The sequence below is a fragment of the Tropicimonas sp. IMCC34043 genome, assembly GCF_003390845.1.
Lineage (GTDB): Bacteria > Pseudomonadota > Alphaproteobacteria > Rhodobacterales > Rhodobacteraceae > Tropicimonas.
Genome location: NZ_QMEK01000002.1, coordinates 66047 through 87139, shown reverse-complemented (window position 1 = coordinate 87139; position 21093 = coordinate 66047). Strand labels below are relative to the sequence as shown.

General features: G+C 68.0%; 16 protein-coding genes. 7 read left to right on the top strand and 9 right to left on the bottom strand.

The genetic code is table 11. From position 1 onward, the window contains the following. Positions 1-85: 85 nt before the first annotated feature. Both DQG17_RS10155 and fdhF read left to right on the top strand, forming a co-directional pair. Positions 86-1789: an NAD(P)H-dependent oxidoreductase subunit E gene (locus tag DQG17_RS10155; RefSeq protein ID WP_116132735.1), complete on the top strand. Its 1704-nt coding sequence runs from the start codon at positions 86-88 to the stop codon at positions 1787-1789. Further along, positions 1782-4577, top strand: a complete 2796-nt coding sequence (fdhF, locus tag DQG17_RS10150; protein ID WP_116132734.1) for a formate dehydrogenase subunit alpha — start codon at positions 1782-1784, stop codon at positions 4575-4577. Before DQG17_RS10155 ends, fdhF begins: the two co-directional genes overlap by 8 nt. Before the next feature lie 40 nt (positions 4578-4617). Here the strand turns inward: fdhF and ppc are convergent, their stop codons facing one another. Continuing rightward, positions 4618-7347 (bottom strand): phosphoenolpyruvate carboxylase, encoded by a 2730-nt coding sequence (ppc, locus tag DQG17_RS10145; protein ID WP_116133153.1) that lies wholly within the window; start codon positions 7345-7347, stop codon positions 4618-4620. 333 nt (positions 7348-7680) lie between these two features. Between ppc and DQG17_RS10140 the strand changes: the two genes are divergently transcribed. Continuing rightward, positions 7681-9348, top strand: a complete 1668-nt coding sequence (locus DQG17_RS10140; protein ID WP_116132733.1) for a formate--tetrahydrofolate ligase — start codon at positions 7681-7683, stop codon at positions 9346-9348. Between the two features lie 45 nt (positions 9349-9393). On the opposite strand, the gene DQG17_RS10135 is transcribed toward DQG17_RS10140, so the two are convergent. The 7 genes from DQG17_RS10135 to DQG17_RS10105 are packed head-to-tail and all read right to left on the bottom strand — an operon-like array spanning position 9394 to position 14908. Continuing rightward, the gene (locus DQG17_RS10135; protein WP_116132732.1) at positions 9394-10200 is read right to left on the bottom strand and encodes a substrate-binding domain-containing protein; all 807 of its coding nucleotides are present in this window, start codon (positions 10198-10200) and stop codon (positions 9394-9396) included. Positions 10201-10205: 5 nt separating this feature from the next. Next, entirely contained in the window at positions 10206-10919 is a 714-nt protein-coding gene (locus DQG17_RS10130) for an ATP-binding cassette domain-containing protein (protein WP_116132731.1), read from the bottom strand. Next, complete coding sequence (locus DQG17_RS10125; protein ID WP_116132730.1) at positions 10913-11617, bottom strand: ABC transporter permease; 705 nt, start codon at positions 11615-11617, stop codon at positions 10913-10915. The genes DQG17_RS10130 and DQG17_RS10125 overlap by 7 nt, the downstream gene beginning before the upstream one ends. 7 nt (positions 11618-11624) lie before the next feature. After that, entirely contained in the window at positions 11625-12893 is a 1269-nt protein-coding gene (locus tag DQG17_RS10120; protein ID WP_116132729.1) for a molybdopterin-binding protein, read from the bottom strand. Continuing rightward, positions 12890-13399: a molybdopterin-guanine dinucleotide biosynthesis protein B gene (gene mobB / locus DQG17_RS10115; RefSeq protein WP_116132728.1), complete on the bottom strand. Its 510-nt coding sequence runs from the start codon at positions 13397-13399 to the stop codon at positions 12890-12892. Before mobB ends, DQG17_RS10120 begins: the two co-directional genes overlap by 4 nt. Beyond that, positions 13396-14025, bottom strand: a complete 630-nt coding sequence (mobA, locus tag DQG17_RS10110) for a molybdenum cofactor guanylyltransferase MobA (RefSeq protein ID WP_116132727.1) — start codon at positions 14023-14025, stop codon at positions 13396-13398. Before mobA ends, mobB begins: the two co-directional genes overlap by 4 nt. Beyond that, positions 14018-14908 carry a formate dehydrogenase accessory sulfurtransferase FdhD gene (locus DQG17_RS10105; RefSeq protein ID WP_116132726.1) on the bottom strand — a complete coding sequence of 297 codons (891 nt, stop codon included), beginning with the start codon at positions 14906-14908 and terminating at the stop codon, positions 14018-14020. The genes mobA and DQG17_RS10105 overlap by 8 nt, the downstream gene beginning before the upstream one ends. A gap of 408 nt (positions 14909-15316) precedes the next feature. On the opposite strand from DQG17_RS10105, the gene DQG17_RS10100 reads away from it, so the two are divergent. Genes DQG17_RS10100 through DQG17_RS10090 form a run of 4 tightly spaced genes read left to right on the top strand, consistent with a single transcriptional unit; the run spans position 15317 to position 20270 of the window. Next, entirely contained in the window at positions 15317-16960 is a 1644-nt protein-coding gene (locus tag DQG17_RS10100) for a glucan biosynthesis protein (protein ID WP_116132725.1), read from the top strand. Next, positions 16957-17127 (top strand): hypothetical protein, encoded by a 171-nt coding sequence (locus tag DQG17_RS21665; protein ID WP_157973574.1) that lies wholly within the window; start codon positions 16957-16959, stop codon positions 17125-17127. Before DQG17_RS10100 ends, DQG17_RS21665 begins: the two co-directional genes overlap by 4 nt. Beyond that, positions 17117-18934: a glucans biosynthesis glucosyltransferase MdoH gene (gene mdoH, locus DQG17_RS10095; protein ID WP_116132724.1), complete on the top strand. Its 1818-nt coding sequence runs from the start codon at positions 17117-17119 to the stop codon at positions 18932-18934. Before DQG17_RS21665 ends, mdoH begins: the two co-directional genes overlap by 11 nt. Next, positions 18909-20270, top strand: a complete 1362-nt coding sequence (locus DQG17_RS10090) for an OpgC family protein (RefSeq protein ID WP_116132723.1) — start codon at positions 18909-18911, stop codon at positions 20268-20270. The genes mdoH and DQG17_RS10090 overlap by 26 nt, the downstream gene beginning before the upstream one ends. Here DQG17_RS10090 and modD read toward each other — a convergent pair. Then, entirely contained in the window at positions 20209-21048 is an 840-nt protein-coding gene (gene modD, locus DQG17_RS10085; protein ID WP_116132722.1) for a ModD protein, read from the bottom strand. The genes DQG17_RS10090 and modD overlap by 62 nt on opposite strands. Positions 21049-21093 lie beyond the last annotated feature (45 nt).

Sequence of the window (21093 nt, the reverse complement as noted above, 5' to 3'; positions counted from 1 at the left end):
CGCGGACAATCCATGCATGCACGCCTTCTGCATTTGACGCAGCCGCCGCCCGGTGCCAGCCTGTAAGCCAAGGGGGAGGAACGCCATGGCACCGCTTGACGGCCCGAAAGGGATCTGGAAGCGCAAGGGCACCGGACGTTCGCGGGTGACGCCCAAGGGCCGGCAGGCTGGAGAGGACGCGCTGGCCGAGGTCCGCGCGACGCTTGCCGACCGGCCGCGGCGCCGCGATCTGCTGATCGAATTCCTGCACCTGCTGCAGGATCGCTTCGGGTTCCTCTCTGAAGCGCATCTTTGCGCGCTGGCCGAAGAAATGCGGCTGTCGCAGGCCGAAGTGTTCGAGGTCGCGACCTTCTATGCCCATTTCGACGTGGTAGCGGCCGGGCAGACCCCGCCGCCCGAGTTGACCATCCGGGTCTGTTCCTCGCTTTCCTGTAGGCTTCAGGGCGCCGAGGCGTTGACGGATGCCTTGCGGGCGGGGACAGATCCGGCCCGGGTGCGGGTTTTGCGTGGCCCCTGCATGGGGCGCTGCGACAGCGCGCCCACGGTGGCGGTCGGGCAGAACTATCTCGGCCATGCGACGCCTGACAGCGTGCTGGCCGCCGCCGCGGCGGGCCAGACCGCGCCGCGCCGGATCGCGCACGAGGATTTGGCGGCCTATCGCGCTGGCGGCGGCTACAGCGTGCTGGAACGCCTGCGCGCCGGTGGCGACCGTGAGGCAACGCTTGAAACGGTGCTGGCCGCCGGGCTGCGCGGGCTTGGCGGGGCGGGGTTTCCGGCCGGGATGAAGACCCGGGCCGTTCGCGGCCATCCCGGCCCCCGCTATCTGGCCGTCAACGGGGACGAGGGCGAACCTGGCACCTTCAAGGACCGCTTTCACCTCGAAACCCGGCCGCATCTGTTCCTCGAGGGCATGCTGATCGCCGCCTGGGGGATCGAGGCGGACCGCTGCTATATCTATCTCCGCGACGAATACCCCGAGATCCGTACGGCCCTTCAGGCCGAGATCGCAGCCCTTGAAACCGCGGGCCTTGCCGCGCCCGGATATATCGAGCTGCGCCGCGGTGCCGGCGCCTATATCTGCGGCGAGGAAAGCGCGATGATCGAAAGCCTCGAAGGCAAGCGTGGCCTGCCGCGCCACCGCCCGCCATTCGTGGCCGAGGTCGGGTTGTTCGGCCGCCCGACGCTGGTGCACAATGTCGAGACCTTGCACTGGGTCACGCGGATCCTGCGCGAGGGGCCGCAGATCATGACATCGGTCGTTCACAACGACCGCGTCGGGCTGCGCAGCTATTCGGTTTCGGGCCGGGTCGCCCGCCCCGGAGTCTATGAATTGTCCGCCGGTTCGACGGTGCGCGAGGTGATCGCGGCGGCGGGCGGCATGGCCGAGGGGCATGTGTTCAAGGCCTATCAACCCGGCGGGCCATCCTCGGGGATCCTGCCTGCGGCGCTGGGCGATGTGCCGCTCGATTTCGATATGCTGCAACCCTTGGGCACCTTCATCGGGTCGGCCGCGGTGGTCATTCTGTCCGATCGCGACTCGGTTCGCGACGCGGCCGTGAACATGCTGCGGTTTTTCGAGGATGAAAGCTGCGGCCAGTGCACGCCCTGCCGGGTCGGCTGTGAAAAGGCGGTAAAGCTGATGCAGGCCGAGCACTGGGATGCGGAGCTGCTGGAAGACCTGTGCCAGGTGATGACCGATGCCTCGATCTGCGGGCTCGGGCAGGCGGCGCCGAACCCGATCCGGCTGACGCTGAAACATTTCCCCGAGGAGGTGTGCGGCGATGCCTGATGGCGCCCGGATCCCCACCGTTACCTTCCGCCTCGACGGCACCGACCTGACCGTGCCCGAGGGCACAACGATCTGGCAGGCAGCACAGCGTGCCGGAGTCAGCATCCCGCATCTTTGCCACCGCCCGGAGCCCGGCTATCGCCCCGACGGAAACTGCCGTGCCTGCATGGTCGAGGTGGCGGGCGAACGTACGCTTGCAGCCTCGTGCCTGCGTCCGGTGACCGAGGGGATGGAGGTTGCGACCGACAGCGCGCGCGCCACCAAGGCCCGCGCCATGGTGATCGAACTGCTGGCCGCCGATCAGCCCGCGACGCCGCACGATGCTTCGTCCCATTTCAGCGCCATGGCGGCCGCGGCCGGGGTCACGGCCAGCCGTTTTCCACCGCGAGACGCCGATGCCGTGCCGCGGCCCGATGACAGCCATATCGCCATGGCGGTGAACCTCGACGCCTGCATCCACTGCAACCTCTGCGTCCGTGCCTGCCGCGAGGTACAGGTGAACGATGTGATCGGCATGGCCCACCGCGGGGCGCACACCCGCGTCGTGTTCGATCTCGACGATCCGATGGGCGACAGCACCTGCGTGGCCTGCGGCGAATGCGTTCAGGCCTGCCCGACCGGCGCGTTGATGCCCGCCACGCTCCTCGACGCCGATGGCGCGGGCGATCGCGCCGCCATCGACCGTGCGGTCGACAGCGTCTGTCCCTATTGCGGGGTCGGCTGCCAGATCTCCTACAAGGTGCGGGACGGCCGGATTCTGTTTGCCGAAGGCATCGCGGGGCCGGCGAACGAAAACCGGCTCTGCGTCAAGGGTCGCTTCGGCTATGATTATATCACCCACCCGCACCGGCTGACCCGGCCGCTGATCCGCCGGACGGATGCGCCGGCAAAGGGTCTGAACGTCGATCCCGGCAACCTGCTGAGCCATTTCCGCGAGGCAGGCTGGGACGAGGCGCTGGAGGTTGCGGCCGCCGGTCTGGCGCGGCTGCGGGACGAGGACGGGCAGCTTGTGGCAGGCTTCGGCTCGGCCAAATGCTCGAACGAAGAGGCCTATCTGTTCCAGAAGCTGATCCGCCAGGGGTTCGGCCACAACAACGTCGATCACTGCACGCGGCTGTGTCATGCCTCGTCGGTGGCGGCGCTGATCGAAAACATCGGCTCGGGTGCTGTGACCGCCAGCTTCAACCAGATTGAACATGCCGACGTGGCCATCGTGATCGGCGCCAACCCGGTCGAAAACCACCCCGTCGCCGCGACCTTCTTCAAACAGTTCGCCAAGCGCGGCGGCACGCTGATCGTGATGGACCCGCGTGGACAGGCGCTGGCGCGCCACGCCGCCCACATGCTGCAGTTCCGCCCCGGCACCGATGTGGCGCTGCTGAACGCGATCATGCATGTGATCGTCGAAGAGGGCCTTTACGACCGGGACTATATTGATCGTTTCACGGTGAACTGGCCAGCGATGCAGACGCATCTCGACGGCTTTTCCCCCGAGGCGATGGAGGCTCTTTGCGGCATTCCCGCGGGCCAGATCCGTGCGGTCGCGCGGGCTTTCGCGGGGGGCAAAGCCGGCATGATCTTCTGGGGCATGGGGGTCAGCCAGCATGTCCACGGCACCGACAACTCGCGCTGCCTGATCAGCCTTGCGCTGATGACCGGCAATGTCGGCCGCCCGGGCACCGGCCTGCACCCGCTGCGCGGCCAGAACAACGTTCAGGGCGCCTCGGACGCGGGCCTGATCCCGATGTTCCTGCCGGATTATCAAAGCGTGACCGACGATACGGTGCGCGCCGCATTCTCGGATCTGTGGGGCGGGGCCACCTTCAGCGGCGAGCCCGGACTGACCGTGGTCGAGATCATGGAGGCGATCCATCGCCGGGAGATCCGCGGCATGTATATCCTGGGCGAGAACCCGGCGATGTCGGACCCAGACGTCGATCACGCCCGCGCGGCGCTCGCGAAGCTCGACCATCTGGTGGTGCAGGACATCTTCCTGACCGAGACCGCGAATTATGCCGACGTGGTGCTGCCCTCCAGCGCCTGGGTCGAAAAGACCGGGACCGTGACCAACACCAACCGTCAGGTCCAGATGGGCCGTCAGGTGGTGCCGCCACCCGGCGAGGCGCGCGAGGATTGGCGGATCGTAGTCGACTTGGCCAGAAGGCTCGGGCTTGACTGGAGCTATGCCCACCCGTCCGAGATCTTTGCCGAGATGACGGCCGGCATGGCCTCGTTCGATCACATCACCTGGGAGCGGCTGGAGAAGGGGTCGGTGACCTATCCCTCGCTCGGTCCCGAAGATCCGGGGCAGGCCATCGTCTTTGGCGACGGTTTCCCGCGCGAGGGCGGCAAGGCGCGGTTCACGCCTGCCAGCATCGTGCCGCCCGACGAAAGCCCCGATGCCGACTATCCCTTCGTGCTGATCACGGGGCGGCAACTGGAACACTGGCACACCGGGTCGATGACCCGCCGCTCCGCGGTGCTGGATGCGGTGGAGCCCGAGGCGAACTGTTCGCTGCACCCAAGGACCCTGCGCGAGCTTGGCGTTGCACCAGGCGGGATGATCCGGCTGACGACCCGGCGCGGCAGCCTGACCGTGATGGCACGGGCCGACCGGGCGGTGGCCGAAAGGAACGTCTTCCTGCCCTTCGCCTATGTCGAGGCGGCGGCGAACATCCTGACCAATTCGGCGCTCGACCCCTGGGGCAAGATCCCGGAGTTCAAGTACTCGGCTGTGCGGGTAGAGCGGGCCGAGGCCGCCAGCGACGCGCAGCGACCGGCCGGGTAAGACCCTGCCGGTCGCTGGCCCCCACGCCGGAGACCTCGCCTCAGCCGGTGTTGCGCAGCCCCGATGCGATCCCGTTGATCGAGAGCAGCACACCACGCTGGGCGCGTTCGCTCATCGCTTCCTCGGTCCGGGCCTTGCGCAGCAGTGCCACCTGGATGTGGTTCAGCGGGTCGAGGTAAGGCGCGCGGTGGTGCAGCGAGACATCGGCGGCCGCAACCTCCTCGGGCCCCCGGCCCGTGATCGCCCTGAGCGCATCGGCCGTCTTGTGCCATTCCTCGGTGATCCGGCCAAAGACCCGGTCGCGCAGTTCGACATCCTCGACCAGATCGGCGTAATGCGCGGCAATCGTCAGGTTGCTTTTCGATATGACCGACTCGGCCTTGGACACCAGCGAATGGAAGAACGGCCAGTCGTTGTAAAGCCCGGCCAGCACGGCCGCGCCGTCGCCCTCGTATTCTGCCATCCACGCCTCGACCGCCGAGCCAAAGCCATACCAGCCCGGCAGCATCAACCGGCACTGCGCCCAGCTGAATACCCAAGGGATGGCGCGCAGCGAGGTGATCTCGCGGGTCTTGCTGCGCGAAGCCGGGCGCGAGCCGATGTTGAGCGCCGCAATCTCGCTGATGATGGTCGAGGACCAGAAGAAATCCTCGAAGCCTTCGGTTTCGAACACCAGATCGCGATAGGCGCGGAAGGCGTGGTCCGACAGGCTTTCCATGATCGCGACGCCGGCCTTGGTGGTCGCGCTTTCCTTGATCAGGAGCGAGGCCTCGACCGTGGCCGAAACCAGGGTTTCGAGGTGGGCATAGCCAATTTCCGCCATAGAATAGCGCGACGAGATCACCTCGCCCTGTTCGGTCAGCCGGATCTGGCCCGCGACCGCGCCGGGGGGCTGGGCGATGATCGCCTCGCGGGCCGGTCCGCCGCCGCGCCCGACCGAGCCGCCGCGGCCGTGAAACAGCCTGAGCCGCACCCCGCGGTCGCGGAAAAGCTGCACGAACTCGCCCTCGGCCTTGAACAGCTCCCAGTTCGACGTGGTGAAGCCGCCGTCCTTGTTGCTGTCGGAATAGCCCAGCATGATTTCCTGGGTATTGCCCTGGAATTCGACGATGCGGCGGTATTCGGGCAGTGCGAACAGCGCATCGACGATGCCCGGGCCGTTCTGCAGGTCGGCGATGGTTTCAAACAGCGGCACGACCGAGATCGTGCAGGCGCCATCGACGCCCAGAAGCCCCGCCTCTTTCAGCAGCACGCAGAGTTCGAGCACGTCCGAGACGGTTTCCGAGTTCGAGATGATCGAGGTGGTGATCGCCTTCGGCCCGAAGCGGTCGATGATCTCGCGCGCCGTGGCGAAGATCCGCAATTCCTGCGCGGTCTTGTCGGAATAGGTCCAGTAGGGCCGGATCAGCGCCCGCGCCGAGGCGAGTTCGGCGCGCAGCAACGCGACCCGCTCGTCCTCGGACAATTGCAGATAGCCGGTGCCGGGCACGACCGCCTCGAACAGCTCGGCCACGGTCGTTTCGTGGATCTTGGAGTTCTGGCGCAGATCGACGCTGGACAGATGGAAGCCGAAGCTGACGACCTGGCGGCGCAGCGTCAGCAGGCGCCCGTCGGCGATGGTGCTGGACTGGTGGCTGCGCAGCGAGGCGTCGATTGCGTCGAGCACGTCGAGGAATTCGTCCGGGCCGGAGAAGGGTTCGGCCGGGAAGGCCACCTGGGCGGGGGCGGCCTGCGGGTCGATGTCGACCAAGGTGGCGCCAAGCCGCGAATAGACCCAGGTCAGGATCCGCCGATAGGGCTCGTCCTGGCGGCGGTTCGCGGGGTCGGGCGAGGCCGCCGACAGCGCCTCGATCTGCGGATCGACGCTGACCACCCGGGTCGACATCGACAGTTCCGAGCCAAGCTTGTGTACCTCGCCGAGGTAGTGGCGCAGCGCGTGGCCCGATTGCAGGCGAAACGCGTTCCTCAACACCTCGTCGGTGACAAAGGGATTGCCGTCGCGGTCGCCGCCGATCCAGGTGCCGATCCGCAGGAAGGCCGGCAGCGGTTCGTCGCGCACGCCGATCCCCAGTGCCTCGTGCACCGTCTCCTGGATCTTCGGCACGGCCTGAAAGAAGGTGTGGTCGAAGTAGGCAAGCCCGTTCTTGATCTCGTCGTTGACCGTCAGCTTGGTCAGCCGCAGCAGGTGGGTCTGCCACAACGATTCGATCTCGCGCGCAATGGCGCCGTCGATCTCGGCGGTGTCGAGCCCGATCCGGCGGGCGCGGGTGCGCTCGTCCAGCAGCCGGACAATCGAGAATTCGGCCCGCATGATGCTCTGGCGGCGGATCTCGGTCGGGTGGGCGGTCAGGATCGGGCTGACCAGAGCCTCGCGGAAGAACTTCATCAACTGCTCGCGGCTCATGCCGGTTTCGAGCGCGTCGTCGAGCGTCGCCTTCAGCGAGGTCTCGGTGCTTTCGCGGTGGGCGAGCAGGATTTCCTCGTCCTGCGCGATGTTCGCAAGGTGCAGGAAATAGGTGAAGGCGCGCAGCACCTGCAGGGTCCGATCCTCGGCCAGTCCGGCGATGATCCGCTGCAGTCTGGCATAGGCGGTCTCGTCGCCGGTGCGGTGATAGTCGATCGAGGCGAGGCGGATGTCCTCGACCGTGTCAAAGGCGCGGCCTCCCTCCTGGGCGTGCAGGGTGCGGCCGAGTACGCGGCCGAGAAACCGGATACCGTCCTCGTCCTCGGGGTTGCGTCCGTTGCGGGGGGGCTCTTCTTGCTTGTTCATACTGGTCTCGCTGGAAATGGTCATGACTCCCTCAGGACAGGACGCAGGCGGAGTTGTTGTTAGCGCAACCATACCCGACGCTTCAGGTCAATTGCGGCGAATTTGCACCATCCTGCGGCCGAGCGGCCACAACCGGCATGAAACGGGCAGGTGCCCGTTGCATGGACGGTTTCTCCGGTGGCGAAAGTGGATCTTGCTGGCGCCATGGCCCCTTTTAGCAGAAGAGGGCGTTCGCCTTAAACTCTGGCAGTCGGTCCGCCGGCGGGCAAGCGCGCCGCGCGCGGCGCCCCTGTCCACCGTGGATCTGGTGCCAAAACGTCCCGGAAAGTGATCATGTCCGACATCGAAATCGCGCGCGCTGCCCAGAAAAGACCCATATCGGAAATCGGCGGGGCGCTCGGGATCCCGCCCGAGGCACTGCTGCCCTATGGTCACGACAAGGCCAAGATTGCCGAGCCGTTCCTGCGCAGTCTGGCGGGGCGGCCAGACGGCAATCTGGTGCTGGTGACGGCGATCAACCCGACCCCCGCGGGCGAGGGCAAGACGACGACGGTCGTGGGGCTGGGGGATGCGCTGCAGCGGCTGGGCAAGCGGGCGATGATCTGTCTGCGCGAACCCTCGCTTGGCCCGTGCTTCGGGCTGAAGGGCGGCGCCGCTGGTGGCGGGCGGGCGCAGGTCGTGCCGATGGAAGACATCAACCTGCATTTCACCGGCGACTTCCACGCCGTGACCGCGGCCCACAACCTGCTGTCGGCGATGATCGACAATCACATCCACTGGGGCAATGCGCTGGGGATCGACATCCGCCGGATCGACTTTCGGCGGGTTCTGGACGTGAACGACCGCGCGCTGCGCGACATCGTCTGCGGCCTCGGGGGGCCGGGCAGCGGTTATCCGCGTCAGGGGGGCTTCGACATCACCGTCGCCTCCGAGGTCATGGCGATCCTTTGTCTGGCGACGGATCTGGCCGATCTGGAACGCCGTCTGGGCGAGATCGTGGTGGCGCGGCGGGCCGACCGCAGCCCGGTCTTTGCCAGCGACCTGAAGGCCGAGGGGGCGATGAGCGTGCTGCTGCGCGAGGCGGTGCAGCCCAATCTGGTCCAGACGCTGGAGCATACGCCGGCCTTTGTCCACGGCGGCCCCTTCGCCAATATCGCCCACGGTTGCAATTCGGTGATCGCTACCCGGGCGGCGCTGAAGCTGGCCGATTATGTGGTGACCGAGGCGGGGTTCGGCGCCGATCTGGGGGCGGAAAAGTTCTTTGACATCAAGTGCCGCAAAGCGGGGCTGAACCCGGCTGCGACGGTGCTGGTCGCCACGGTGCGGGCGTTGAAGATGAACGGCGGAGTGGCAAAGCGCGATCTGGCGTCCGAGGATGTGGCGGCGGTCGAACGCGGCTGCGCCAACCTTGCCCGGCATCTTGAAAATCTGGCGCAGTTCGGGGTGCCGGTCGTGGTGGCAATCAACCATTTCGACGGCGACAGCGCGGCCGAGATCGAGGCCATCGCCGCCTGCACCGCAACCTTCGGTGTCGAAACCGTGGTCTGCCGCCACTGGGCCGAGGGCGGGCAGGGGGCGGTCGAACTGGCCGAAAAGGTCGTGTCTCTGGTCGAGGCAGGAACCGCGCACTTCGCCCCGCTCTACCCCGACGCCATGCCGTTGCTGGAAAAGATCGAAACCGTGGCAAAGCGGATCTATCGCGCCGACGCGGTCGATGCCGGCGCAAGGATCGAGGCGCGGTTGAAGGATTGGGAACAGCGCGGCTATGGCAATCTGCCGGTCTGCATCGCCAAGACGCCCTATTCGTTCACCGCCGACCCGAACCGCGGCGGCGCGCCGACCGGTTTCATCCTGCCGATCCGTGAGGTTCGGCTATCGGCCGGGGCGGGGTTCGTGGTGGCGATCTGTGGCGATGTCACCACCATGCCGGGCCTGCCGCGGGTGCCGGCCGCCGAGGCGATCGGGCTCGATGCCGAGGGGCGGATCGACGGGCTGTTCTGAGGGCTGTCGGGCTCCGCGCCAGTCGGCCACCCGTCGCCGCAGGGTCTAGTCCGCCCCGGCGTTGTAGGTGAACAGCTGCTCGCCGTTCAGCCGATAGCCGTCGATCAGCGCCTGCGCGCGGTCCGACAGCAGCCAGGCCTCCAGCGCCTCGGCCGCCGCGGCGTTGACATGCGGATGCAGCGCGGGGTTCACCGGCAGATAGGCGTATTGGTTGAACATCGCCGGATCGCCCGCGAACAGCAGCGCCAGATCGCCCTTGTTGGCGAAGTTGAGCCAGCTTGCCCGGTCGGCCAGCACATAGGCCGCCATGCCCGAAGCGACGTTCAGGGTCGCGCCCATTCCGGCGCCTGCGGCCCTGTACCAGGACGGATTGCGCGCCGCCGCGTCGATCCCTGCCGCCTGCCACAGCGCCAGTTCCGCCTTGTGGGTGCCGCTTTCGTCGCCGCGGCTGACGAAGGGCGCGCCTGCGGCGGCGATGTCGGACATTGCGGCGGCGGCCGACCCCGCCCCGGCAATGCCGGCCGGATCGCCCGCAGGGCCGATCAGGACAAAGTCGTTGTACATGATCTGGGTGCGGTGCCGCGCGTGGCCGTTTGCCACGAACGCCTCCTCGGCCGGGCGCGAATGCACCAGCACCGCATCGACGTCGCCCGCCTCGCCGAGCCGGATCGCCTGACCGGTGCCGACGACCAGAAGCTGCACCTCGAGATCCAGATCCTTCAGCACCTCGGGCAGCATCACCTCGGCCAGTCCCGAATTCTCGAACGATGTCGTCACTGCCATCCGCATCCGGTCGGCGGCCATGGCCGTTCCGGCAAGCAGCACCATGACAAGCGCCAGCACCCCGCGCATCACCCTCATTCCACGATCTCTCCCCCGATGAAGGCGCGGGCCTCTGCCGTCTGCGGCGCGGCAAGGAATTCTGCCGCCGGCCCCGCCTCGTGAATGCGGCCACGGTAGAGGAACAGCACCTCTCCGGCCAGCCTGCGCGCCTGCCCCAGATCGTGGGTCGCCATCACGATCCGTGTGCCGTCCCGATGCGCCGCCGACAGGATCGCCTCGATCTCGCGCATCGACCGGCCATCGAGGTTGGCGCAAGGCTCGTCGAGGAACAGGATCTGCGGAGCCCGGATCAGCGCCCGGGCCAGCGCGAGCTTTTGCCGCTCGCCCCCCGACAGCACCGTAGCAGGGCGGTCGGCGGCATCGGCCAGCCCGACGCGCGCGAGCCAGTCGGCCGCCAGCGCGCGTGCAGCGTCGCGCGCCCAGCCATGCAGGCGCAGCGGGTAGGCGACGTTGTCCAGAACGCTGCGCCGCAGGACCACCGGGGTTTGAAACACGAATGCCTGCGCTGCCCGCGCCTTCTGTTCCGGCACCAGCCATGCGATCCGCCCGGCCGAGGGACGCTCCAGCCCGTGCATCAGCCGCAGCAGCGTGGTCTTGCCGGCGCCGTTCGGTCCCATGACGGCAGTGAAGCCGCGCGGCGAAAGCGTCAGGTCGACCGGCCCGAGCAGGCGTTTGCCCTTGCGGCAGACCTCGGCCCCCTCAAGCCGCAGGGGAAGGATCGCTACCACCGGCTGCCCGCCTCGGTCCGCGCCAGCCCGTGGATGGCGAAATTGACCGCCAGCGCCAGCGCGATCAGCACGAACCCAAGCCCGAGCGCGAGCGCAAAGTCGCCCTTGGCGGTTTCGAGCGCGATGGCGGTGGTCAGCACCCGGGTCGAATGGTCGATATTGCCGCCGACGATCATGATCGCGCCGACCTCGCCGATCCCGCGCCCGAAGCCCGCAAGCGCCGCGGTCAGCAGCGCCCGGCGCCCGTCCCAGATCAGCGCCCTTATCCTCTGGGCCCGGCTGGCGTTCAGCGAGATCAGAAGATCGTGGTAGTCGGCCCAGAGATCGCGCATCGCCTGATGGGCGATCGAGGCAATGAGCGGGGTCAGCAGCATCACCTGCGCGACAATCATCGCGGTCGGGGTGAACAGCAGACCGAACACTCCGAAGGGGCCAGACCGCGACAGCAGCAGATAGACGACCAGCCCCACCACCACCGGCGGCAGGCCCATCAGCGCATTGAGCGTCGCGATGGCGGCGCGGCGGTGGCGAAACCGGCTGACCGCCAGCAACGCCCCGAGCGGCAGGCCGATCGCCGAGGCGATGGCAACCGCGGTCAGCGTCACCTGCAGCGACCGCAATGCGATCTCGACCAGATCCGCATCGAGGGTGACGACAAGCCATGCGGCCCGGGCCATCCCCTGCAGGATCTCGTTCATCGCTCGCTCAGCCGTCGAAGCCGGTAAAGGGCAGGTAGCGCACCGGGTCGCCAGGCGCGATCTCGCGCGCGCCATCGTCGAGCGCCACCAGCCCCGTCGCCCAGCTGAGGCCCGAGATCCGCCCCGAGCCTTCCGAGCGGAAGGTCTCGACCCGGCCGTCGGCGGCGATCCGGGCCCGCAGGAACTCGGCCCGGCCCGGTTTCTTCGACTTGGTGAATCCCGCGGGCAGCAGGAAGCCCTGCGGCTCGAACCAGTCGCCTCCGGCCAGAACCTCCAGCGCGGGACGGGCGAAGACCAGCGCGCAGATCATCACCGCGACCGGGTTGCCGGGAAACCCGAACACCGGCTTGCCGTGCCACAGGCCAAGCGCCAGCGGGCGGCCCGGCTTGATCGCGATGCGCCAGGACTCGATCTGGCCTTCGGAGCGCAGGATCGCGGCAACATGGTCTTCGTCGCCGGTCGAAACCCCGCCCGAGGTCATCAGCGCATCGACCTGCCCCGCCGCCTTTTCAAGATGCGCCCGCAGCCGCGCGCGGTCGTCGGGCGCGATGCCGAGGTCGACCGGCTCGAACCCCCAGCGGGCAAGCTCGGCCAGCAGCATCGGCCGGTTGGCGTCAAAGATCCGCCCCGGCGCCATCGCTTCGGGCGGAATGCCCCCCGGGGCCACCAATTCGTCGCCGGTCGACAACACGCCGACCTTGAGGCGGCGGAATACCGGCAGCTCTGCCAGCCCGACCGCCGCCGCCAGCGCCAGATCCTGCGGCTGCAGCCGCCGTCCCGCGGGCAGGATGGCGGCGCCCTGGCGCACATCCTCGCCCGCAGCGCGGGCGTTGGCGCCGCGCTTCAACGGTCCCTGAAGGGCAATATGCGGCCCGGTGCGGGTCACGTCCTCCTGCATCGCCACGGTGTCGACGCCCGGGGGCAGGATCGCGCCGGTCAGGATGCGGAGTGCCGCACCAGGCGGAACGGTGCCGCCATAGGGCCCGCCCGCCGCCGCCCGACCCGAGAGCAGCGAGAAATCGGCCGCGCCCTCGGGCAGCGGGCCGGCAAAGCCATAGCCGTCGACGGCGGAATTGGCGACCGGCGGATGGGCGCGCGGCGCGGTTGCCTCGACCGCAAGGATCCGGCCCGCGCAGGCGGCAAGCGGCAGCACCTCGTGCCCGACGACCGGGGCCATGGCGGCGCGCAGGCGCGCGCGCGCCACATCGACCGGCACCCAGTCGACCCCGGGGGGCAGGGCGAAGCAGTCGTTGCGAAGCGGGGGCGGGGTAATCATGTCAGTCCTGTCTCGCCAAGGATGAAGTCGGCGATTGTGGCGGTGGCGTTCAGGTCGAACACCGGACGGTCGCCGAGGTCCTCGGTAAATGTCGCAGGGGAATCCGAGGCGATGGCGCGGATGCTCGGATCCTCGGGCGCGATCAGCGGATGACGGGTCTCGGCGCGGTGGGCCTCGATCTTCGGGTGGCGGTCGCGCTTGAACCCTTCGACCAGCACCAGATCGACCGGATCGAGCCGCGCGAGCAGCGCCTCGAGCGGGGGTTCGGGAACGTCGCGCAGTTCGGTCATCAGCGCCCAACGGGCGCGTGAGACCAGCAGGACCTGCCCCGCGCCGGCGGCACGGTGGCGGAAACTGTCCTTGCCCGGCTGATCGACATCGAAGGTGTGATGCGCATGTTTGACGGTCGAGACGGTCAGGCCGCGGCCGGTGATCTCGGTCACCAGCCGCTCGACCAGTCCGGTCTTTCCGGCATTCTTCCAGCCGGTCACGCCATAGACCTTCATGCGCCCGGCTCCCCGACCCGCGCCCGCGCGTCCGCAAGGTCCTCGGGCGTGTTGACGTTAAAGAACGGGTCGACTCCGCCCGGGGTGGCAAAGACCACATCGGCCGCGCCATGCGACCCGGTCCAGGCCACGACCTTGCGCAGTCCGCCCGCCAGCGCGGCGCGCAGATCGTCGCGCAGGTCAACCGGCCAGATCCCGAAGGTCGGCTGGCGCAGGGTGCCGCGGATCGCGTCCTCGGTCGCGGCAAGTGCAAGCCCGCCTGGCCCGGCGCCCGCGGCGAGCCGTGCCACCAGATCGGTCGGAAAGAACGGCGTGTCGCCCGCCACCGTCACCACCTGCGGCGCCCCAAGCCCGGCCGCCCAGTGCATCGCCGCCAGCACGCCCGCCAGCGGCCCGGGCTGGCCCGGCAGCGGATCGGCCAGCACCGGCAACCCGAAGGCCGCGAACCGCGCCGCCGGGCCATTCGCGTTCAATGCAAGCGGCGCCGCCTGCGGCGCGATCCGGACAATGACGTGGTCGAGCATCCGCCTGCCGCCAAGCTCTTGCAGGCACTTGTCGCCGCCGCCCATGCGCCGCGACTGGCCGCCGGCGAGGATCACGGCCGGGATCCCAACTGGTTCATTCATCGCGGTCTGCCCCCTTGCGGCGATGGGCGCGGTCTTCCTCGGCCACGGTCGCGGGGTCCACGTCGTGGACCAGCCGCGACGCGCCGCTGAGGCAGGTGAACCGCCGCCCGCGCATCCGCCCGATCAGCGTCATGTCGAGATCGCGCGCCAGGTCCACCCCCCAGGCGGTGAAGCCCGAGCGCGAGACCAGCACCGGGATCCCCATCTGCGCGCATTTCAGCACCATTTCCGAGGTCAGCCGGCCGGTTGTGTAAAGGATCTTGTCGGCAGGCTCGGTGCCTTGGGTGAACATCCAGCCCGCCACCTTGTCGACGGCATTGTGGCGCCCGACGTCCTCCATATAGACCAGCGGCCGGTCTCTTTCGCACAGCACCGTGCCATGGATCGCGCCCGCTTCGAGATAAAGCGAGGGGGTGCGGTTGATCCGGTGGGCGAGGGCATAGAGCCAGCTCGCCCGGACCTCGGCCGCGGGCAGGCGTATCCCCTCGAGCCCCTCCATCATGTCGCCAAAGACGGTGCCCATGGCGCAACCGCTGGTGCGGACCTTGCGCTTCAGCTTGGCCTCATAGTCGGTCTGCCGCAGGGTGCGCACCACGACGACGCCAAGATCATCGTCGTGATCGATGCCGGTGACCGCCTCGTCTGCCGCCAGCATCCCCTGATTGCGCAGAAATCCCAGCGCCAGCAGGTCGGGGTGATCGCCGATCGTCATCGCGGTCACAATCTCCTGCCCGTTCAGGTAGATCGTCAGCGGACGTTCGGTGACGACCGCGGCGCTGACCGGACGGCCGTCCTGGTCGACGCCCTCGACGACCGCAGTCAGGCGCGGGTCGGCGGGATCGGGTGCCACCAGATAGTCGAGATCGCCCTCGAGTTTTGCCACGCGCCCGGCCTCTTCCTGACAGTATTTTCGCGGTGTCTGCGCCGACCGCGACCTCCGCGGGGCGGCGGGCTGTCGGTGCAGCCCCATGAAAGGCAGAAGCGTCGGCGAATGGCAATGGAGCGGCGCCGAAGCGATCCGGTCCGGCGCCGGACAGGCGGCCCGGCCCGGGCGAGTTCCAGCTGCCTTTACGTTAGGCTGTGACGGCGAGTTTCCGCCCGAACGCCGGCGCGATCGACACCCGGCGCGGCATTCTGCCCCATCCGTGGGCGAGAACAGGCCCGGATGCCTGTTTTACTGGGGCGACATTCTGCCGATGCTAACAGGTGGCATTGAACAGGGAAAAAATAACCTAACTAGATTGCGGAGCGGGGATCGAAGCGCTCCGTACTTTAAGTGGAGAGCATCTGAATGTCGCACGAGTTCCATGGCCAGTTTCCCCATGGTACGGGGGTCACCTATTCGCGCCGCCAGGCCCTGGCCGCCTCCGTGGCGGTTGTTGCGCTTGCCGCGACAGGCGGCGCCTTTGCACAGGATCTTCCGCCCGAGCCGGCAGCCGCTGCCGCGCCCGATCCGGTGGCTGCAACGCCGCCGGCGCCCGAGCCGTTTTCTTTCGACATCCTGACCGAGCGGATGCGCAAGGCAAGCCAGGAGCCCTATCGCCCGACGCCGCCGGTCGAGGGGTTTCCGGCCCAGATCAGCTATGACGATTTCCGCAACATCCGCTTTCTGCCCGAACGCGCCCGCTGGGCCGCCCCGGGTGCGCCCTTCACGCTGCAGGCCTTCCACCTCGGCTGGCTGTTCAAACAGCCGGTCGAGATGCACGAAGTGGTCGACGGAATGGTGCAGGACTTCGGCTTTTCGACCGATGACTTCCTCTATGAAAACGGCATGGCCGATCGGGTGCCGCCCGGATTTGTCATGCCGGGTGTGGCCGGGTTCCGGATCCACGCGCCGTTCAACCGCCGCGGCGTCTATGACGAGGTGATCGCCTTCCTCGGCGCCAGCTATTTCCGGGCGCTCGGCCGCGGCAATACCTATGGGCTGAGCGCGCGCGGGCTTGCCGTCAACACGGCCATGGGCGGGGAAGAGGAATTCCCCCGGTTCTCGGCCTTCTGGCTGGAGCGTCCGGCACCGGGCGATGACCGGCTGACCTTCTATGCGTCGCTGCAAAGCCCCTCCGTGGCCGGGGCCTATCGCTTCGTTCTGGCGCCGGGTGAGGAGACCCGGGTCGACGTGACCGCGCGGCTGTTTTTCCGCGCCAGCATCCAGCAGCCCGGGATTGCGCCCTTGACGTCGATGTTCCTGTTCGGCCCGACCGATCACGGCCCCTTCGACGACTATCGCCGTCAGGTCCACGACAGCGAGTTGCTGATGATCGAGACCGATACCGAACGCTCCGTCCGTCCGCTGAACAATCCGCCCCGGCTGGGCAACTCCTATTTCAACGTCGTCTCGCCACGGGCCTTCGGGTTGATCCAGCGCAGCCGCAACTTCGACGACTACCTCGATGCCGGCGCGCATTACGAACGGCGCCCCTCGCTGATTGTCGAACCTTTGGGGGACTGGGGCGAGGGAATGGTGCGCCTGATCGAGATCCCGTCGGACCTCGAATCGAATGACAACATCGTCGTGTTCTGGGTTCCCGGGGCCAAGGTCTCGGCCGGTGACGTGCTGGAATATGCCTACCGTCTCCACTGGGGCACAACGCCGATCCGCGACGATTTGCAATTCGCCCGAGTCGTTCGCACGCTTGCTGGAAACGCAGGCATTTCAGGGGCTAAGCCCAACCCCAATGTGCGAAAATTCGCCGTCGATTTCGAAGGCGGCGAATTGCCGGAACTTTCCCGGGACTCAGCCGTTGAAGGTCGTGTAAATGCTGCAAATGGGAACGTGATCGAATCCACAGTGACTCGAATCGACGGAACAGATACCTGGCGTCTGGTCTTCGAAACTGAAGCCGCACCAGGGGCCGTCGTCGAACTGAAGGGCGCACTTTTCCTGGGGGATCGGCAAATTTCAGAAACCTGGCTGTACCAATGGATGAAGGAATGATGGATTTCAACCGAAATTCAAATCCGAACGACGAAACGAAGCTCGAGGCGCAATCCTGGGCGCCGCCGGAGTGTCCGCTCGATATGCCGATGCAGGTGCTCGAACGGCGCAAGGTCCGGCGGTCCTGGCTGCGCCTGCCGTCGATCCTGACGGCCAATGATGCGTGACGCTCTGCCCGTTGCCCCGCGCCGTCCGGTCGATCCGGCGACGCGGACGTTGCGGATCGTCTGCATCGCTGTGTCGATCCTGTGCGGGCTCGGCGCAGCGGCCGTGCTGGCGCAGGCATCTGCCACCGACGGGCTGTCGTCATGGGACTATCTCAGGGTCGTCCTGATCCTGATCACGACCACCTGGCTGGCCTGGGGGGCGGTGATGGCCTTTGTCGGCCTGCCGCCGCGGCAGCATCCGCGCCCGCGTCCGGATCTCAAACTGCCACATGCGCCGACCGCGCTCTTGCTGCCGATCTGCAACGAGGATCCGGTGGCCGTTTTCGCGCGGATCGCGGCAATGGACCGCTCGATCCGCGCGGCGGGCCTGACGATCGACATCGCCGTACTGTCGGACACCCGCGATCCGCGGGCGCAGGCGCTCGAGCAAACGGTTTTTGCGCGGCTGCTGGAGGAAACCGACGGTGCCGGGCGGATATTCTATCGCAACCGGCGCGACAATCACGGCCGCAAGGCCGGCAACATCGAGAACTTCATCCGCCAGTCGGGCGCTGCCTATGAGTTCGGGATAATCCTCGACGCCGACAGCCTGATGGAGGGCGAGACCCTGCGCGGGCTGATCGCCCGCATGACGGCCGACCCGGGCCTTGGCCTGTTGCAGACCCTGCCGCGGGTTATCGGCGCGTCGACGCTGTTCGGGCGCGCGATGCAGTTCGCCTCCAGTTTCCATTCGCCGGTCTTCACCCGGGCGCTGGCGCGCCTGCAGGGCACAACCGGGCCGTTCTGGGGCCACAACGCCATCGTCCGGATGCGCGCCTTTGCCGAATGCTGCGGCCTGCCCGAACTGCAGGGTCCGCCCCCGCTGGGCGGCACGATCCTGAGCCACGACTATGTCGAGGCCGCGCTGCTGGCCCGTGGCGGCTGGCGGGTCGAGGTCGACGAAGGCTTCGACGGCTCGTTCGAGGAAGGCCCCGACAACGTGACCGCCCATGCCCGCCGCGACCGTCGCTGGTGTCAGGGCAACCTGCAGCACATGCGGGTGATCGGTGCCCCCGGGTTGCCGGCCTGGTCGCGGTTCGTGCTGTTCCAGGGGATCACAAGCTATCTGGTCTCGCTGCTTTGGGCGATGTTTCTGACCGTATCCGTCGTGGCGACAATCACGGCGCCGCTGCCAGATTATTTCCCTGACGCCTATCAGCTGTTCCCGGTATTCCCGAACGACCGCACCCGCGAGATCATCGCGCTGGCGATCGGCATCGGCGGGCTGCTGATCGTGCCCAAGTTCGCGATCCTGATCGAGGCGGCGATGGTCGGGCGGATCCGTGGCTTTGGCGGCACCCTGCGGGCCGGGCTGTCGGTGCTGACCGAGATCGTGCTCTCCTCGCTGATGGCGCCGCTGATGCTGATGTACCAGACCCGCGCGGTGATCGAGGTGTTGTCGGGCCGTGACGGCGGCTGGCCGGCCAACCTGCGCGGCGAAGGCCGCCTGACGCTGGTCGAATCCTGGCGCGCCGGACGCTGGATCGCGACCTGGGGGGCGATCCTTCTGGCCGCGACGTTCCGTTTTTCGCCCGAGCTGGTGATCTGGCTGTTGCCGGTCGGCCTGCCGATGCTGATCGCGCCGCTGATCATCGCCTGGAGTTCGAGGCAGATCGGAAGTTGGCTGTTCCTCGTCCCGGACGAGACCAATCCGGCGCCGGTGGTGCGCGATTTCCGCGCCCAGCTTGACCGTTGGACCGCGCCTGCGCGCCCGGGGGGCAGCGACAAGGACAGCGGCAGCGATGCCGCGCCCCGTGTCGCGGCCTGAGGCGAGCCCGATCGACATCGGTGCCGGCGGTGGGGGGAAACGGCGCCAGAGGGATCTGAGGATCGATGCCTTCCGCGGCATCGCCCTGATGATGATCCTGATCAACCACATCCCCGGCAACCCCTACGAGGTGCTGACAATCCGCGGTTTCGGGTTTTCGGACGCGGCCGAGGGGTTTTTCGTCATGTCCGGGATTGCCGTCGCGCTGGCCTATGCCGGCGGGATCGAGCGTTGGCGGGCGCAGCGCGGCGGGCTGTGGCAGGGGATCGCGCCGATCCTGCGCCGGGTCCGCAAGCTCTATCTCGTGCAGATATTCCTGACACTGACCGCGCTGGCGCTGTTCGCGCTGGCCGCTGAACGCTTTGCCGCGCCGGAGTTGCGAGCGCTTCACAATGGCGGCTGGCTGTATGAATCGCCGGGACAGGCGTTGGCCGGGCTGGTGACGCTGACCTACCAGGTCAACTACGTCAACATCCTGCCGCCCTATATCCTGCTGATGCTCGCTGCGCCGCTGCTGATCCGCTGCGGTCTGGCGGCGCCGCGGGCGACTCTTGCGGCCTCGCTGGGGCTGTGGTTCGTGGCCGGTCTGCTGCGGCTCGACCTGCCGGTCCGTCCCGGCACCAACGGCTGGCAGTTCAACCCGTTCGCCTGGCAGGCGATCTTCGTCGTCGGGTTGATGATCGGGCTGCAACTGCGCCGCGGGGCGCGGCTGGTCCCGGTCACGCGGCCGCTGCTGGCACTGTCGACGGGATTTCTGGTGCTCGCCTTCGCAATGGTCCATGTGCCGTCGCTGGCCGATCCGGTGAACCGGGCGATGTACCGGCTCGAGACCATGGGCGTGCCATTCCATATCGTCAGCCACTACAAGCCCTATCTTGCCCTGCCGCGGTTCCTTCATGCGCTGGCGCTGATCTATCTGCTGTCCTGCCTGCCTGTGGTGCGCCGTCTGGCGGCGCATTCCGCGGCCGCGCCGTTCCGTCTGTTGGGTCGGCAGGGGCTGTTGGTGTTCGGGGTGGGCACGATCCTGGCGCTCTGCGGCCAGATTGCCTTGCTGGTTCGGCCCGAGGCCGGCTGGTTGCTCTGGGTGCTGCCGCCGCTGGCGGTGCTGCTGTCGATCGCTGCGGCCTGGATCGGCGATGCCGGCCGTCGCGCGGCGGCGGTCGAGGCCGCAGCGGCGGCAGGTCCTGCGCCAGCCGCCCCGGCCGCAGTCGATGCCCTGGCAGGGGCGTCTCTGCCGCGGTCCGAACGCGCGGTGGCGGCGGGATCCCGGGCGGTCAGCCCGCCGCGATCGTCACGGCGACATCGGACGGCCGGGCGTAATAGGGCGACGAAGTAACCAGCACATGCGCGCCGCTGGCGGCATAGTCGCGGGCATTGGCCTCGGAAACCCCGCCAGCGGCGGCAAGCGTCCCCGGCCAGTCGGGCCCGAGCGCTGCGGCCGTCGCCGCGACGTCTCCAGGCGCGAACTTCTCCAGTTGAACCACGTCGGCGCCGCGGTCGGCGGCTAGCAGGGCGTCTTCAAGACTGCCGACCTCGACGACGATCCGCCGTTCCGGACACAGACGGCGCAGGCGGTCGATCTGCAGGCCCAGCCCCTCGGGTCCGCCAAAGGCGCGGTGTTCGGGAAACAGCAGCACGGTGTCGGACAGCCCGGTCCGGTGGATCGCGGCGCCGCCCGCCACCACCGCCTTCAGCGACAGCGCCCGTGTGCCCGGCACCGGTTTGCGGGTGCAGGCGACGATTGTGGCGGGGTTGCCTGCCCGCGCCGCCGCGACCAGCCGCGCCGCCGAGGTCGCGACGCCCGAGGCCCATTCCATCAGCGTCTGCGCCACCTTCCAGCCGGCAAAGATCGCATCTGCCGTTCCCGTGGCGGTCAGGATCGGCCGGCCGGCCGCAACCTCGGTGCCGCTGGAACACAAAAGTTCGGTCTCGACGCCCAGCAGCCCGAACATCCGCGCCGCCTCTTCGCTGGCGCAGACTGTCATGTCGTTGCGGGCGCGCATCGTCAGATAGGCGTCGCGCAGGCCGATCCCCAGGCTGCGGGTGGTCAGATCGCCGTTCGGCAGGTCCTCCTTCAACATGCGGGCGAGGGTATCGTCGTCGGTAAAGAACATGGCGGACGGGTCCTTGGCTGGGCGCGGTGGGGCGCGGGATGGGGC

Bases quoted from the DNA above. Each gene is read 5' to 3' on its own strand.
- DQG17_RS10155 (WP_116132735.1), top strand. From the start codon at position 86: ATGGCACCGCTTGACGGCCCGAAAGGGATCTGGAAGCGCAAGGGCACC.
- fdhF (WP_116132734.1), top strand. From the start codon at position 1,782: ATGCCTGATGGCGCCCGGATCCCCACCGTTACCTTCCGCCTCGACGGC.
- ppc (WP_116133153.1), bottom strand. From the start codon at position 7,347: ATGAACAAGCAAGAAGAGCCCCCCCGCAACGGACGCAACCCCGAGGAC.
- DQG17_RS10140 (WP_116132733.1), top strand. From the start codon at position 7,681: ATGTCCGACATCGAAATCGCGCGCGCTGCCCAGAAAAGACCCATATCG.
- DQG17_RS10135 (WP_116132732.1), bottom strand. From the start codon at position 10,200: ATGCGCGGGGTGCTGGCGCTTGTCATGGTGCTGCTTGCCGGAACGGCC.
- DQG17_RS10125 (WP_116132730.1), bottom strand. From the start codon at position 11,617: ATGAACGAGATCCTGCAGGGGATGGCCCGGGCCGCATGGCTTGTCGTC.
- DQG17_RS10120 (WP_116132729.1), bottom strand. From the start codon at position 12,893: ATGATTACCCCGCCCCCGCTTCGCAACGACTGCTTCGCCCTGCCCCCC.
- mobB (WP_116132728.1), bottom strand. From the start codon at position 13,399: ATGAAGGTCTATGGCGTGACCGGCTGGAAGAATGCCGGAAAGACCGGA.
- mobA (WP_116132727.1), bottom strand. From the start codon at position 14,025: ATGAATGAACCAGTTGGGATCCCGGCCGTGATCCTCGCCGGCGGCCAG.
- DQG17_RS10100 (WP_116132725.1), top strand. From the start codon at position 15,317: ATGTCGCACGAGTTCCATGGCCAGTTTCCCCATGGTACGGGGGTCACC.
- DQG17_RS21665 (WP_157973574.1), top strand. From the start codon at position 16,957: ATGATGGATTTCAACCGAAATTCAAATCCGAACGACGAAACGAAGCTC.
- mdoH (WP_116132724.1), top strand. From the start codon at position 17,117: ATGATGCGTGACGCTCTGCCCGTTGCCCCGCGCCGTCCGGTCGATCCG.
- DQG17_RS10090 (WP_116132723.1), top strand. From the start codon at position 18,909: ATGCCGCGCCCCGTGTCGCGGCCTGAGGCGAGCCCGATCGACATCGGT.
- modD (WP_116132722.1), bottom strand. From the start codon at position 21,048: ATGTTCTTTACCGACGACGATACCCTCGCCCGCATGTTGAAGGAGGAC.